Below are 15,223 nucleotides of genomic sequence, written 5' to 3'. Positions count from 1 at the left end.
GGATCAGCCCCGGAAGCGGTCGCGCAGCTTTGCGAAGAGCCCCTGGTGGAACTCGGCCAGACGCGGCGCGGGGGCCTTGGTGCGCTTCGCGAAGTCCTCGATGAGCGCGCGCTCCTTCGCGTCGAGACGCGTCGGGGTGACCACATGCACGCCGACACGGAGGTCTCCGCGCTGCGAGCCGCGCAGCGGGGTGATGCCGCGGGCCTTGATCGTGAGCACGTCACCGGCCTGCACGCCCGGCCGGATCTCGAGGTCGACGGGACCGTCGAGCGACTGGATCGTCGTCGTCGTGCCGAGGATCGCGTCGGGCATCGACACTTCGAGCGTTGCGAGGAGGTCGTCGCCGTCGCGGCTGAACACCTCATGCGGCGTGACGGTCACCTCGATGTACAGATCGCCGTTCGGGCCGCCGGCGGGACCGACCTCGCCCGAGCCCGGAAGCTGCAGCCGCAGGCCGGTCTCGACGCCGGCCGGGATGTCGAGCGACACGGTCCGACGGGCGCGTACACGCCCCTGGCCCTGGCAGGTCGCGCACGGGTAAGGGATCGTGGTGCCGTAGCCCTGGCAGATGTTGCAGGGCTGGTTGGTGAGCACATTGCCGAGGAGGCTGCGCACCTGGCGCTGCACGTGTCCGGTGCCGTGGCAGATGTCGCACGTGACGGGCGTCGTTCCCGGCTGGCAGCACGATCCCTGGCAGGTCTCGCACAGCACGGCCGTGTCGACCTCGATGTCGCGGTGCACGCCGAAGACGACGTCGCCGAGTTCGAGCGTCACCCGGACGAGAGCGTCCTGGCCGCGCTCGCGCCGCGATCGCGGGCGACCCCCGCGCTGCCCGCCGCCTCCCGCCGCTCCGAAGAACGTCTCGAAGATGTCGTTGAACCCGGAGAAGCCTCCGGCGCCGCCGAACGCGCTGTCGCCGCCGCCCATGTCGTAGCGGGCGCGCTGCTCGGCGTCGCTGAGGACGTCGTAGGCATGGGTCACGAGCTTGAACCGCTCGGATGCCTCTTCGCCGGGATTCACGTCGGGGTGAAGCTCCCGGGCCAGGCGTCGGTACGCCTTCTTGATCTCGTCGAGGGACGCGTCTCTCGAGACGCCGAGGACCTCGTAGTGGTCAGCCACATTCGCCTTCCTGCCCGCGGGAAGCCACGGGGATCGTGTGTGTTGCGCGTCCGCGTCAGCGGCTGCTCTCGTCTTCCTCGAGCATCCGCGTGAGGTAGCGCGCGACGGCTCGGACCGCCGCGAGGTTCGTGGGGTAGTCCATGCGGGTCGGACCCATCACGCCCACGCGTGCGCGCGAGCCGGTCGCGTCGTAGTCGCTGGCGACGACGGATGCCTCGGCCAGGCCGAACTGCTCGTTCTCGCGGCCGATGCTGGCGGCGAGACCCTGCTCGTCGGCGACCATCTCGCCCATGAGCCGGAGGATCGTGACCTGCTCCTCGATCGCTTCGAGGAGAGGGTAGATGCTTCCGCGGAAGTCAGCCTCGCGGCGGGCGAGCGTGGCCGTGCCGGCCATCACCAATCGGTCCTGGCGGAACTCGTCGAGCTCCTCGGCGACGACGCGCACGATCTCGGCCGTCGCCGCCTGGTGCGGCGCCGTCATGATGGCGGCGTTGTCGAGCCGTTCGCCGATGCGCGTCAGCCCGTCGCGCACCGAGCGCCCGACCAGCAGCGTGCCGAGCTCGGCGCGGATGCGGGCGAGGTCGGACTCGTCGAACTCGTCACGGACGAACGCCATGCGCTGCGAGACGCGCCCGGTGTCGGTGACGACGATCACGAGCATCCGTCCGCCGCCGAGCTGCACCAGCTCGACGTGCGTGACGTTGGCACGCGCGAACGAGGGGTACTGCACGATCGCCACTTGGCCGGTGAGCTGGGTGAGCGCGCGCACCGTACGCACGAGCGCGTCGTCGAGGTCGCCAGGCCCCTCGAGGAACGAGGAGATTGCGGCGCGCTGAGCAGTGCTGAGCGGCCGGACGTCGGCCAGATGGTCGACGAAGACGCGGTATCCCTTGTCGGTGGGCACGCGCCCGGACGACGTGTGCGGGGCCGCGATGAGCTCTTCGTCTTCGAGGAGGGCCATGTCGTTGCGGATGGTCGCCGCGGACACGCCGAACGCGTGCCGTTCGACGATCGCCTTGCTGCCGACGGGCTCGCGCGTGTCGACGTAGTCCTCGACGATCGCGCGCAGCACCTGGAGCCCACGCTCGCTGACCATCCCGCCTCCTCACGCCGCTGCTGGCACTCGCATGACTGGAGTGCCAATTCTACCGGATGCCCCGGACCGAGGCGGGGAGCACGGCATGCCGTGCCGCGGCGCACCCTACTCGGTGAGTGCGCGGACGACGGCATCGGCGAGGAGCCGGCCGCGGCGAGTGAGCACGATGGTGCCGTGCAGCGCCGACGGACCGTCGACGAGCCCGTCCGCGATCAGCGCCGCGACGGCGTGGCGCCCTTCGCCGAGAAGCTCCGACACCGGCAGACCCTCGCGGATCCTTGTGCGCAGCAGGACGTTCTCGAGGGTGCGGGCCTCGGCGTCGGGGACCTCGCGTCCCGCTCCCGGGGACTCCCCCGCCGTCAGGCGCTGGGCATAGGCCGCGGGGTGCTTCACGTTCCAGAACCGCACTCCGCCGATGTGGCTGTGAGCGCCGGGGCCGAAGCCCCACCAGTCCGTTCCCAGCCAGTACGCGAGGTTGTGTCGCGACCGCTGGCCCGCGCTGCGCGCCCAGTTCGATACCTCGTACCACTCGAAGCCGGCCGCCGTCAGACGATCGTCGGCAAGCTCATACATGTCAGCCTGCAGGTCGTCGTCGGGCGCGGGTACCTCGCCGCGGCGTATCTGGCGCGCGAGCTTCGTGCCGTCCTCGATGATGAGGGCGTATGCCGAGACGTGGTCGGGTGCGAGGTCGATGGCCGTCTCGACCGAAGCGCGCCAATCGTCGAGCGACTCCCCCGGTGCGCCGTAGATGAGGTCGACGCTCACATCGAGTCCGGCGCCGCGAGCGGCGGCGACGGCCGTCCGCACGTTCGCCGGGTCGTGGGTGCGGTCGAGGGCGGCCAGGACGTGCGGGACGGCCGACTGCATGCCGATGGACAGTCGCGTGACCCCGGATGCCGCGAGCTCGGCCACGACGGCGTCCGTCACGGTGTCGGGGTTGGCCTCGACGGTCACCTCGGCGCCGTCCACGATGCCGAACGCCTCGCGGACGCCGCCGAGCATGCGCGCGAGGTCGCCCGGCGGCAGCAGGGTCGGCGTGCCACCGCCGAAGAACACCGTCGATGCGGGACGCAGCGGCCCCATGTCGGCCAGGATCCCGCGGGCGAGCGCGATCTCTCGGAGGAGCGTGTCGGCGTACTGGTCCTGACGCGCGCCGCGCAGTTCGTCGGACGTGTAGGTGTTGAAGTCGCAGTATCCGCACCGCACGCGGCAGAACGGCACGTGGAGGTACACCCCGAACGCCGTGTCGGGGTCGATCTCGGTCCCCGGCGGGAACGAGCCGTCGGCGGGAACCGGATCGCCGAGAGGTAGGGCGGCGCCCATCAGCGGCTCACGCAGGCGTCGCGTAGAGGGGCGAGATCGCCCGCAGGTAGCGCGTGAACAGCTCGCGACGGCGCCGGCGGATGAGCCCGGGGAGCATCTTGTAGACGAGCGCCGACGGCGCATCGAACGCGCGCACCGTGAACCACACCTCGTCGTTGTCGTACCACTCGAGCATGAACGACTCCTCGCCGCTGACGACCGAGTCGCCGACGGTGCCCAGCGCGAAGCCGACGCGCCGCGGCTCCTCGACCGCGAAGATCACCCGGAGCTCGGCATCCGCCCGAAGTGCCCGCACCCGCCCGTCGACGCGGATCGTGGTGCCCGCGCCGACATACGGCGTGCCGTCGGCGTCGTAACGGAGGTCGGACTCGGAACGGCTCGGCGCGACAGGGTTGCCCTCGGCGTCGAAGCTCACGCCGGAGTACATCGGCCCTGCGGCCGGGCGGACGTCCTTCACCGTGAGGCCGGCACCGCGCTGCGCCGTCCACGAGAGCAGCGCCTCGCTCGCTGCCTGGAATCGCGCCTCTCCGCTGCCGATGCGCCACGACTCCTCGGCCGGGATGCTCCGCTCCGGCGGATAGTGCATGAGGTCGGGCGCCTGGGTGGCCCCGACCGCGGCGTAGTCGACCGTGTCGTCCCGGAAGTTCCCTCGACGCATACGACCAGCCTACTTGGCGTCCTTTTTCTCGGTGTCTCCCGAGAGCGCGGCGATGAACGCCTCCTGGGGGACCTCCACGCGACCGACCATCTTCATGCGCTTCTTTCCCTCCTTCTGCTTCTCGAGGAGCTTTCGCTTGCGGCTGATGTCGCCGCCGTAGCACTTGGCGAGGACGTCCTTGCGCATCGCCCGGATGGACTCGCGCGCGATGATGCGCGCACCGATGGCGGCCTGGATCGGCACCTCGAACTGCTGGCGCGGGATGAGCTTCTTGAGGCGCTCCGTCATGAGCACGCCGTACGCGTAGGCCTTGTCGCGGTGCACGATCGCGCTGAACGCATCGACCGGCTCGCCCTGCAGCAGGATGTCGACCTTGACGAGGTCGGCCTCCTGGTCGCCGCTGGGCTCGTAGTCGAGCGAGGCGTAGCCCGCGGTCTTGGACTTCAGGTGGTCGAAGAAGTCGAACACGATCTCGCCGAGCGGCATGCTGTAGCGGATCTCGACGCGGTCCTCGCCGAGGTACTCCATGCCGAGCAAGGTGCCGCGACGCGACTGGCAGAGCTCCATGATCGTGCCGACGTAGTCCTTCGGCGCGAGGATCGCGGCCTTGACCATCGGCTCGGTCACGCTGGCGATCTTGGTGCCCGACGGGAACTCGCTGGGGTTGGTCACCGTGAACGACTTCTTGTCGTCGGTCACGACCTCGTACGTCACCGACGGCGCGGTGGAGATGAGGTCGAGGCCGAACTCTCGCTCGAGACGCTCGGTGACGATCTCGAGATGAAGGAGGCCGAGGAAGCCGCAGCGGAAGCCGAAGCCGAGCGCGACCGAGGTCTCGGGCTCGTAGTTGAGCGAAGCATCCGACAGCTTCAGCTTGTCGAGCGCCTCGCGGAGCACCGGGTAGTCGCTGCCGTCGATCGGGTAGAGACCGGAGAAGACCATCGGCTTCGGGTCGGTGTAACCGGGGAGCGCGTCCTTCGACGGCTTGGCCGCGTTCGTGACGGTGTCGCCGACCTTGGACTGGCGCACATCCTTCACGCCGGTGATCAAGTAGCCGACCTCGCCGACGCCGAGCCCGCGCGTGGGGGTGGGCTCGGGCGACGAGACGCCGATCTCGAGGAGCTCGTGGATCGCGCGCGTCGACATCATCTGGATGCGCTCACGGGGGTTCAGCGTGCCGTCGACCATGCGGACGTAGGTGATGACGCCGCGGTAGGAGTCGTAGACCGAGTCGAAGATCATCGCGCGCGACGGTGCGTCGGGATCGCCCTTCGGGGCCGGGATCTGCGCGACGACGTGGTCGAGGAGGTCCTCGACGCCCATGCCGGTCTTGCCGCTGACGCGCAGCACGTCCTCAGGACGGCCGCCGATGAGGCTCGCGAGCTCCTTGGCGTACTTCTCCGGGTCGGCCGCGGGCAGGTCGATCTTGTTCAGGACCGGGATGATCTGCAGATCGTTCTCCAGTGCCAGATAGAGGTTGGCGAGGGTCTGCGCCTCGATGCCCTGCGCGGCGTCCACCAGCAGGATCGCACCCTCGCAGGCGGCGAGCGACCGGCTCACCTCGTACGTGAAGTCGACGTGTCCGGGGGTGTCGATCATGTTGAGCGCGAAGGTGCCCTCGGCCGTCTGCCAGGGCATGCGGACGGCCTGCGACTTGATCGTGATGCCGCGCTCGCGCTCGATGTCCATGCGATCGAGGTACTGCGCCCGCATGTCGCGGTCGGAGACCACACCGGTGATCTGCAGCATCCGATCGGCCAGCGTGGACTTGCCATGGTCGATGTGGGCGATGATGCAGAAGTTGCGGATCAGCTCGGGAGGGGTCGCAGACGGCTCGAGAGGCTTCAGGGCGCGCGGTGACATATCCCGACGATTCTACGGGTGAGGCGGGCCCCCACCCTGCGCAGGTGCTGTCAGGCAGGCGCAGGGAGCCGCCGCAGCCCCTCGAGCAGCTCGGCCCGGTCGCTCGCGACGCACACGCGGACCCATCCTTCGCCCGACGCTCCGAACGCCGTGCCGGGTGCGACCGCGACACCGGCCTCGTCGAGGAACCGCTCGCACCACGCCGCGACATCGCCGCCCGACGCGTGCGACACGTCGATCCAGAGGTAGAACGCGCCGGTGGGCGGGAGGTAGCGGATGCCACGTCCGTCGAGCGCCGCCATGGCCGCCGAGAGGCTGTCGCGGTAGTGGACGGCCGCTCGCTCGACGTCTCGCTGATCGCCGTCGAGCGCCGCAGCCGCCGCGCGCTGTGACGGCGCGTCGACGCAGCTCACGATCGACTCCTGCACGCGCAGCATCGTCGGTCTCCATCCGGGTGGCGTCACGAGCCATCCCACTCGGGCTCCCGTCATGGCGTGGGTCTTCGACATCGAGAAGACCGACAGCACACGGCCGTCGGCGTCGAGCGACTGCAGGCTCACGTGCCGCCCGCCCCAGGTGAACCGCTCGTAGACCTCGTCGCTGATCACCCAGAGGTCGTGCCGTCGCGCGAGGGCGAGGAGCGCCTCGAGCGTGTCGAGGTCGAAGGTCGAGCCCAGCGGGTTCGACGGGGTGTTGACGATGATGGCCCGCGTGCGCGGGGTCACCAGTGCCTCGATCTCCTCGAGGGCGGGCTGGAACGCCCGCTCGGGGCGGAGCGGATAGGGCACCGGAGTCGCCTGCAGCAGGTGCGCGTTCATCGTGAAGGTGGTGTATCCGGGGTCGGGCACCAGCACCTCGTCGCCGCGGGCGAGCGCCAGCGACATCGCCATGTGCAGTGCCTGGGTCGCTCCGACCGTGACCCACACCTGTTCGACATCGACGTGGACATCGTTGTCGCGGGCGAGCTTGCGGACGATCGCGTCCCGAAGGGCGGGGATCCCGCCGTTCGGCGTGTAGCGGATGTCGCCGTCGCGCCAGGCGCCGGCAGCGACGTCGCGGACCGCCGGCCCGACCAGCTCGCCGGGCTCCCCCACCGCCAGGATGATCGTGCCCGGCCGGAGGAGCGCCTTCTCGAGGATGTGACGGACGCCGGATCCCGGCATCCCGGCGACGTGCGCTGCGATTTCGGGCATGGTCGCCATGCTAGAGCCGGTTCGCGGCGAGTTGGCTAGCCTGGGGCGATGGTCGTGCAAGTGGTCCTCGTGCACGGCATCCGGACGTCCGCGACCATGTGGCGCTCCCAGGTCGAGTATCTGACGGAGCGGGGCAACCCCGTCGTCGCGGTCGATCTGCCGGGGCACGGGTCGCGAATGACCGAGGAGTTCACGCTCGAGGGCGCCTTCGCCACCATCGACGATGCGGTGCGGGATGCCGCGACCCGCGGTCCTGTGCTGCTCTCCGGACACTCGATGGGCGGCCTCCTGTGCATCGAGTACGTCGGACAGGAGGATCCTCCGCCCGTCGCCGGCTTCATCGCCGCCTCATGCACTTCGATCCCGCGCGGCGTCGGACTCGCGTCCTACCGATTCCTCACCCGGCGGTTCGACGCGCTCCCCGACCGGGGGATGTGGCTGACGGACAGGATGCTCGACCGGATCCTGCCGGACGAGACGCGGCAGGACTTCGGCGCCGGCGGCTACGCCTTGGATGCGCAGCACGTCGCGCTGCGCAGCCTGTCGGTGCTCGATCTGCTCTCCGCCCTCGGTCGGATCGAGGTGCCGCTGTGGTTCATCAACGGCCAATACGACCAGCTCCGCGTGAACGAGCGGCTGTTCACGCAGATCGCGCCGCACGCCGAGCTCGTCGTCGTCCCGCGCACGACCCACCACGTCACCGTGATGCGACCCGAGGTCTTCAACGCGCTCCTGCACCTGGCGATCACGACGCTCGATCAGACCTGGTAGACTCGGTGATTGGCTTGCGTGTGGGTGACCCCCTCACGACCGCCGAGACGCAGCCCTCTTCTGCCGACCGGCACTCTCCATTTCACTCCGAACGAAAGACGTCGACACGTGGCGAACATCAAGTCGCAGATCAAGCGCAACAAGACCAACGAGAAGGCGCACGAGCGCAACAAGGCCGTCAAGAGCGAGCTGAAGACCGAGGTGCGTCGCACCCGCGAGGCCATCGCCGCCGGCGACAAGGCCGCCGCCGAGAAGGCTCTGCAGAAGGCGACCAAGAAGCTCGACAAGGCCGTGAGCAAGGGCGTCATCCACGAGAACCAGGCCGCGAACCGCAAGTCGTCGATCGCGAAGCAGGTTGCTGCACTCTGATCCGAACCTCGGATTACGTCCGAAGGCCCGCCCCTCACGGGGCGGGCCTTCGGCGTTGAGGGACGCGTTGCGGATCAGTCCCCGTAGGGGGCACGGGTGGCGATGACGGTGATGAGGCGCTCGAGCGCGAACACCGCATCGCGCGAGCCGCCCTTGACCTCGGCATCCGCCCGCGCGGCCGCCTGGATCGCCATGCCCAGCGACGTCTCGTTCCACCCGGTGAGGTCGCGACGGGCCCGGTCGACCTGCCAGTCCTTCAGACCGAGGCGCCCGGCGAGAGCGGCTGCGGGCTCGCGACTGCCCGCTACCCGGGCCATCGTGCGCAGCTTGAGGGCGATCGCGGCGACGAGGGGCACGGGGTCGGCCCCGGACGCCAGCGCGTGCCGCAGCGAGATGAGCGCATCGCCGTAGCGCCCGGCGATGGCCGTGTCGGCGACGGCGAAGGCGGAGGTCTCGACGCGACCTCCGTAGTAGCGCTCGACGACCTGCTCGGTGACGTCGCCCGGAACATCGGCGATCAGCTGCTGGCATGCCGCCGCCAGCTCGGTGAGATCGTCGGCGAAGGCAGACACCAGCGCGCGCAGCGCGGGCGGTGCGATGCGCTTCTTGGCGGACTGGAACTCGCCCGCGGCGAAGTCGTAGCGATCGGAGTCGCGCTTGATCGCCGGGCAGGGGATCTCGACGCCCTTGCCCTCCCCCGCGCGGACGGCGTCGAGGAGCTTCTTGCCGCGGACGGTCGCCCCGGTGTGCCGGAGGACCACAGTCGCGCCGTCCTGCGGCGCGACGAGGTAGGAGACCGCCTCGGACAGGAACGCGTCGGAGCACTTCTCGACCCCGGTCACGCGCACCAGCCGTGGCTCTCCGAAGAGCGAGGGCGAGGTGAGAGCCAGGAGCGACCCGGGCGCGTAGTCGTCGGCCCGGAGGTCGGAGACCTCGAGGCTGGCGTCCTCAGCGCGGAGATAGTCGCGGACACCGGCGATCGCCCGCTCTGCGCACACGTCTTCGGGGCCTGACACCAGGACGATCGGCGCCGGCTGCGGGGCCCGCCACGACAGCTGCGGGATCGCGCTGCGCGCAGCCTTCGAGGGGGCGCGTCGCGCGGTCGTTGCCATGTGTCCAGCCTAGCGAGGCCCCCCGACTCACCCGCCCCGCTCCCGCCAGATCGCGACGCTGTCGCCCGTCCCCCACAGCGCGACGATTCCCCCGGTGTCCGTCCGTGCCACGCGCGCGCCGAGCCCGGTCAGCACCTCGAGGATCTCGCGCCTCGGATGTCCGTAGTCATTGCCGGCGCCGACGGTGACGAGCGCCACCGCGGGCCGGACGAGCCGGTACAGCCCGGCGTCCTGGTCCGCACTGCCGTGGTGCGCGACCTTGACGACCGCGTACGGCGGATCGAGCGCACCGGACGCCCCGAGCGCGGACTGCGGCGACGCGGACAGGTCGCCCAGGAGGAGGGTCGGCGGAATGCCGCCGCCGCGGACGTCGAGTACGACGCTTGCGTCGTTGCCTTCCTCGAACGCGAGCGAGGTCGGCGGGGGCCACACGACGCGCCACCGCGCCGGCCCCAGGTCACCCGACAGCCCCGCGTGCACGTCGACGAGCTCCGCGCCGCCAGACCGCAGCGCGTCGAGGATCCGCGCGCCGTCGGCGTCGGCGGGGCCGTGGAGGACCGTACCCACACGTCCGACCACGGTCGACACTCCGCCGATGTGGTCGAGATCGAAGTGGGTCAGGACGAGCAGATCGATCCGTCCGACGCCGACGCGATCGAGGCAGTCCGCCAACGGCTCGGGCTCCGGTCCGGTGTCGACGAGGGCCACCGCGTCGCCCGCCCGCAGCAGTACGGCGTCCCCTTGGCCCACGTCGCACGCGAGCACGCTCCACTGCGACGGGAGCGCCCACCGCCCGGCGACCGACCCGAGCAGCCCGCCGCCGGCGATCACACCGACGACGATCGCGACGAGCGCGGCCGACACCACCACAGCCAGACGTGCGCGACGCGTCCTCCGTCGGAGCGCGATGAGGACGCCCAGTGCGCCGCCGAGAACGCCGAGGCTGACCGCGCCCGGCCATCCTTCGAGCCAGCGAACGAGATCGCCGGGAAGTGCGCTGATCGTGGTCGCCGTCGCGGCGATCCACGCGGCCGGTGCCCACGCCAGCGCGGTCAGGCCGCTCTGCAGCCACGGGATCGGCGCAGCGAGGCAGGCCGCCAGGCCGACGACGGTCGCGATCGGTGCCGCGGGCGCGGCGAGCAGGTTCGCCAGCACGCCGTAGACCGGCACCTGCGGGGCGATCAGGACGAGCAGCGGACCACAGGCGAGCTGCGCCGCCAAGGGCACGGCGAGCGCCAGCGCGAGCGTCCTCGGAAGGAACCGCTCGAGCCCGCGCGCGAGTGGGCGCGCGAAGAGCAGGAGCGACGCGGTCGCGGCGGCCGAGAGCGCGAAGCCGAGCGAGCCGGCGAGCCACGGGTCTGCGACGAGCAGCACCGCCACGGCCAGCGAAAGGATGGAGACACCGGCGCCGGGGCGTCCCAGCAGAACGCCCAGCATCGCGATCGCCGCCATCACGCCGGCGCGGACGACGCTCGGTTCCGGCGTCACCAGCAGCACGAAGCCGCCGAGCGCCGCGACGCCCACAAGGACGCGCACGCCGCGAGGTGCGCCGGCCGCCGCGGCGGCGAGGAACGCGATCCCCACGACCAGAGCGCAATTCGCTCCCGACACCGCGGTGAGGTGCGAGAGCGAGGACTCCTTCATCGCGGCGTCGAGTTCAGGCGACACGGCGGACGTGTCGCCCACGGCGAGCCCCGGGACGAGCCCGGCGCCGTCGCCAGGGAGTCCTTCGGCGGACGCGACGAGCCCCCGCCGAAGAGCCGCCGTCGACTCCGCGAAGCCGGCGGCCGGACGGAGGACGTCCACTCCGCGGGAGCCGCGGACGAGCAGCAGCGCACGCTCGCCCGGTCGCGACGGTGCGGCCGTTCCCCGAACCTCCACCACGGCGCCGACATCGAGCGCCCCGAGCGGATGCACATCGGCGGGTTGGGTGCGCACCACGATCTCGACCCGCACACGGTGCGACGCCTCGCCCACGTCTATGCGCGTCGCGATCGCGTCGAACGCCAGCGCTCCGTCCGCTCGTCGCTCCACCTTCCCGACGACCGTCGCCTCGACGGTGACGGCGCGTCCGCCCGACAGGCCGAGACGCCCGACGGCATCGCGCGCAGGCTGCGCGAGGGCCGCGTGGGACGCCGCAGCCGCCGCCACCGCGAGCGCGAATGCCGCGATGCCGAGGACGAATCGGCGTCCGCGTCGCGCGGATCTCCGCGCGCCCGCACCCCACAGCAGGGCTCCGACCGCGCCTGCCCAGCACACCAGGGCGACCGGGGCCGCGGCCTCCGGCATGAAGATCGCCACGATCGCCGCTGCCCACGCGAGCGCCGCGACAGGCGCGAGGCGCAGCGTCTGCGCGAGCGGCACGGCTCACACCTTCACGAGGTCGCGAAGCGCATCGAGCATCTTGTCGCCGATGCCCGGCACCGCGAGCAGATCCTCGACGGCGGTGAACCGGCCGTTCTCATCACGCCAGTCGATGATGCGCTGGGCCATCGCCGGGCCGATCCGGGGAAGCGTGTCGAGCGCCGCCAGATCAGCGGTGTTGAGGTCGACGCGGCCATCGGTCGCCTGCGCCGCAGCCGTGGCGGCACCGGCTTCGCCCGCCACGGCCACATACAGCTGCTCGCCGTCGCCGAGCGGCCGGGCGAGGTTCACCGCGGCCTCGTCGGCGTCCGTTGCGAAGCCGCCCGCGGCAGCAACGGCGTCGACGACCCGGGCGCCGTCATCGAGCACATACAGCCCGGGCGCCGCCACCGCCCCTGACACGTGCACGAACAGCACGGCCGGGGTCGCGGCATCCGTCTCGTCGGCTCCGTCGATCCCCACCTGCTCGATCGGCGTCGAAGCGCCGCGGAGGATGCCGATGCCGACGGTCACGGCGAGGGCGACGATCACCAGCACGACCGCGGCGCCCAGCCCGAGGCGGCGGCGAGGCGCGACGCGCTCGGGGTCGCCGTCGTCTGTCACGCACCCACGTTAGGAGCGCCCGAACGGACCGATCCGGTCCACGGATGCCCCTGTGGAGCGTGGGCCGCGGCCGGCTCCCGTGGAGGAGCCGGCGCGCGCTCAGTGGGTGCTGAAGCTGACGACCTTCGGCGGACGCACCACCGCTCGCGTGATCTCACGTCCGGCCAGCGACCGCACGACCCGCTCGTCGGCGCGAGCGAGCCGCTCGAGCTCGGCGGCGTCGATCCGCGATGGCACGGTGAGCGTCGCACGCACCTTGCCGTCGATCTGCACGACCGAGGTGACGGTCTCCTCGACGAGGAGGGTCGGGTCGGCGCTGCGCCACGGAACGAGGCCGACGAAGCCCTCGTATCCGAGGATCTCCCACATCTCCTCGGCCGTGTGCGGCGCGAAGAGGTCGAGGACCATCGCGGTGACCTCGGATGCCTCGCGGACGGCGGGATCGGCAGGACCCGCCCCCGTGTCGATCGTCTTGCGGCTCGCGTTGACGAGCTCCATCAGGCGTGCGACGACGACATTGAACTTGTTCTGCTCGATGAGCCCGGGCGCATCCGCCAGCAGGCGATGGGTCACGCGCCGTAGCGCGGGATCGCCCTCGGCCCAGATGACGTCGGGGTCGCTCGCGACGTCCTTCGCGACGCGCCAGGCGCGCGCGAGGAACTTCTGGGCGCCCGTCGTCGAGACATCCTCCCAGTTGATGTCGTCCTCCACCGGGCCGGCGAACGCGATGGCCGTGCGGACCGCGTCGGCGCCGGGGTCGACCATGCTCGAGGCGAACTCGACCAGATTGCCCTTGCTCTTGGACATCTTCGAGCCGCCGAGCAGCACCATGCCCTGGTTGATGAGGCTGGTGAACGGCTCGGTGAACTCGATCAGGCCCATGTCGAAGAGGACCTTCGTGATGAAGCGCGCGTACAGCAGGTGCAGGATCGCGTGTTCGACGCCGCCGATGTACGAGTCGACCGGCGCCCACTTGTCGGCCTCGCGCGTGGGGAACGCCTGCGTCGGATCGGAGGACGCCAGGAAGCGCAGGAAGTACCACGAGCTGTCGACGAATGTGTCCATCGTGTCGGGGTCGCGGTGCGCGGGCGCGCCCGTCTCGGGATCGACGGTCGCCATCCACTCGGCCGCGCCGCCCAGAGGCGACGTTCCCTTCGGCGTGAGGTCGAGGCCGTGCACGTCGGGCAGCCGCAGCGGGAGCTGGTCGTCGGGCACGGGAACGATCCGCCCGTCGTCGGTGTGGATCATCGGGATCGGCGTGCCCCAGAAGCGCTGGCGCGAGATCAGCCAGTCGCGCAGGCGGTAGGACTTCGCGGCTCGGCCGACGCCGGCTGCTTCGAGCTGCTCGATGATCCGCGCGATGGCGTTGCGCTTGGACAGCCCGTCGAGGGCGCCCGAGTTGATCATGCGGCCCTCTCCGGTGAGCGCGACGCCGGTCGTGGCCGGGTCGAGGTCGGCGAGGGATGCCTCGTCCGCGCCCGGATCGATCGGCACGCCGTCGTCGTCGAGTTCGATCACGGGGATCGCGCCGGTGATGGGCGCGGTCGTGTCGACGACCACCTTGACCGGCAGATCGAAGGCGCGTGCGAAGTCGAGGTCGCGCTGGTCGTGGGCCGGAACGGCCATGACCGCGCCGTGGCCGTAGTCGGCCAGCACGTAGTCTGCGGCCCAGATCGGGAGGCGCTCGCCGTTGATCGGGTTGATCGCCCAGCGGTCGAGGAACACGCCCGTCTTGGGGCGATCGGTGCTCTGACGCTCGATGTCGGTCTCGCGCTGCACGCGCTCCAGGTAGTCCTGGAAGCGGGTGCGCACCTCCGCCGACGAGCCGGCGGCGAGCTCGGCCGCCAGATCGCTGTCGGGCGCGACGACGAAGAACGTGGCGCCGTGGAGCGTGTCGGGACGTGTCGAGAACACCGTCACGCGATCCTCGCGGCCTTCGATCTCGAACTCGATGTCGGCTCCGACCGAGCGTCCGATCCAGTTCCGCTGCATGCGGATGACCTTCTGCGGCCAGAAGCCCTCGAGCTGGTTCAGGTCGTCCAGCAGCCGGTCGGCGTAGTCCGTGATCTTGAAGTACCACTGCGTGAGCTTCTTCTTGACCACTTCGGCGCCGCAGCGCTCGCAGTGCCCGTCGACGACCTGCTCGTTCGCGAGAACGGTCTGGTCGTTGGGGCACCAGTTGACCGGGCTCTCCTTGCGATAGGCGAGGCCGCGCTCGAACAGCCGCTGGAACAGCCACTGATTCCAGCGGTAGTACTCCGGATCGCTGGTGTGGAGGATGCGAGACCAGTCGTAGGACGAGCCGTACTCGCGGAAGCTCTTCTTGTGCTGCTCGATGTTCGCGTACGTCCACTCGCGCGGATCGGCGCCTCGCTGGATGGCGGCGTTCTCCGCCGGCAGCCCGAACGAGTCCCAGCCGATGGGGTTCAGCACGTTGTAGCCGCGATGACGCCAGAAGCGCGCCACGACGTCGACGTACGCGTAGTTCTCGGCATGACCCATGTGCAGATCGCCGGACGGGTACGGGAACATGCCGAGCACGTACTTGCGCGGTCGCGTGTCGTCGTCGCCGCCCGCGCGGAACGGGTCGGCCTCGTCCCAGCGCGCCTGCCACTTCCTCTGGATCGAATAGGCGTCGTAGCCCCCGCCTTCGGCGGGCACAGCGGTGTCGGGCGGGAGGGTCTGTGACACGGAGAGAACCAATCGGAGGATGCCTGAGGGCGCGCGCAGCGCGAAACTCCAGGTTACCGGA

12 protein-coding genes are annotated in these 15,223 nt (G+C 70.7%); 2 read left to right on the top strand and 10 right to left on the bottom strand.

Annotation, left to right across the window (positions count from 1 at the left end; translation table 11 throughout):
• Window positions 1-3: 3 nt before the first annotated feature.
• The 6 genes from dnaJ to EER34_RS11255 all read right to left on the bottom strand — a co-directional run bounded on the left by dnaJ (window position 4) and on the right by EER34_RS11255 (window position 7,252).
• The gene (gene dnaJ / locus EER34_RS11280; protein ID WP_127474866.1) at window positions 4-1,119 is read right to left on the bottom strand and encodes a molecular chaperone DnaJ; all 1,116 of its coding nucleotides are present in this window, start codon (window positions 1,117-1,119) and stop codon (window positions 4-6) included.
• A 55-nt stretch (window positions 1,120-1,174) separates the two neighbouring features.
• Window positions 1,175-2,215, bottom strand: coding sequence for a heat-inducible transcriptional repressor HrcA (hrcA, locus tag EER34_RS11275; RefSeq protein ID WP_127474864.1), 1,041 nt, complete (start codon window positions 2,213-2,215; stop codon window positions 1,175-1,177).
• 105 nt (window positions 2,216-2,320) lie between these two features.
• The gene (gene hemW / locus EER34_RS11270; protein WP_127474862.1) at window positions 2,321-3,538 is read right to left on the bottom strand and encodes a radical SAM family heme chaperone HemW; all 1,218 of its coding nucleotides are present in this window, start codon (window positions 3,536-3,538) and stop codon (window positions 2,321-2,323) included.
• Between the two features lie 7 nt (window positions 3,539-3,545).
• On the bottom strand, window positions 3,546-4,196 hold the full coding sequence (locus tag EER34_RS11265) for a DUF1990 family protein (protein ID WP_127474860.1): 651 nt from the start codon (window positions 4,194-4,196) through the stop codon (window positions 3,546-3,548).
• 9 nt (window positions 4,197-4,205) lie between these two features.
• A complete protein-coding gene (lepA, locus tag EER34_RS11260) occupies window positions 4,206-6,059 on the bottom strand; it encodes a translation elongation factor 4 (RefSeq protein ID WP_127474858.1) in 1,854 nt (617 codons plus the stop codon).
• Between the two features lie 50 nt (window positions 6,060-6,109).
• Complete coding sequence (locus EER34_RS11255; RefSeq protein WP_127474856.1) at window positions 6,110-7,252, bottom strand: pyridoxal phosphate-dependent aminotransferase; 1,143 nt, start codon at window positions 7,250-7,252, stop codon at window positions 6,110-6,112.
• A 48-nt stretch (window positions 7,253-7,300) separates the two neighbouring features.
• Here EER34_RS11255 and EER34_RS11250 point away from each other — a divergent pair, with 48 nt between their 5' ends.
• On the top strand, window positions 7,301-8,023 hold the full coding sequence (locus EER34_RS11250; RefSeq protein ID WP_127474854.1) for an alpha/beta fold hydrolase: 723 nt from the start codon (window positions 7,301-7,303) through the stop codon (window positions 8,021-8,023).
• 108 nt (window positions 8,024-8,131) lie between these two features.
• Window positions 8,132-8,392, top strand: coding sequence for a 30S ribosomal protein S20 (gene rpsT / locus EER34_RS11245; RefSeq protein WP_127474852.1), 261 nt, complete (start codon window positions 8,132-8,134; stop codon window positions 8,390-8,392).
• 74 nt (window positions 8,393-8,466) lie between these two features.
• On the opposite strand, the gene holA is transcribed toward rpsT, so the two are convergent.
• From holA to leuS, 4 genes are all read right to left on the bottom strand, one after another.
• On the bottom strand, window positions 8,467-9,504 hold the full coding sequence (holA, locus tag EER34_RS11240) for a DNA polymerase III subunit delta (protein ID WP_127474851.1): 1,038 nt from the start codon (window positions 9,502-9,504) through the stop codon (window positions 8,467-8,469).
• Window positions 9,505-9,531: 27 nt separating this feature from the next.
• Window positions 9,532-11,868: a ComEC/Rec2 family competence protein gene (locus tag EER34_RS11235; RefSeq protein WP_240642290.1), complete on the bottom strand. Its 2,337-nt coding sequence runs from the start codon at window positions 11,866-11,868 to the stop codon at window positions 9,532-9,534.
• A 3-nt stretch (window positions 11,869-11,871) separates the two neighbouring features.
• Complete coding sequence (locus EER34_RS11230) at window positions 11,872-12,471, bottom strand: ComEA family DNA-binding protein (protein WP_240642289.1); 600 nt, start codon at window positions 12,469-12,471, stop codon at window positions 11,872-11,874.
• A gap of 99 nt (window positions 12,472-12,570) precedes the next feature.
• Window positions 12,571-15,162 carry a leucine--tRNA ligase gene (gene leuS, locus EER34_RS11225; RefSeq protein WP_127474849.1) on the bottom strand — a complete coding sequence of 864 codons (2,592 nt, stop codon included), beginning with the start codon at window positions 15,160-15,162 and terminating at the stop codon, window positions 12,571-12,573.
• Window positions 15,163-15,223: the final 61 nt, after the last annotated feature.

This window comes from Microbacterium sulfonylureivorans (assembly GCF_003999995.1).
GTDB lineage: Bacteria > Actinomycetota > Actinomycetes > Actinomycetales > Microbacteriaceae > Microbacterium > Microbacterium sulfonylureivorans.
The sequence above is the reverse complement of the archived record's forward strand: the minus strand, read 5'-3'. Positions and strand labels throughout refer to the sequence as shown.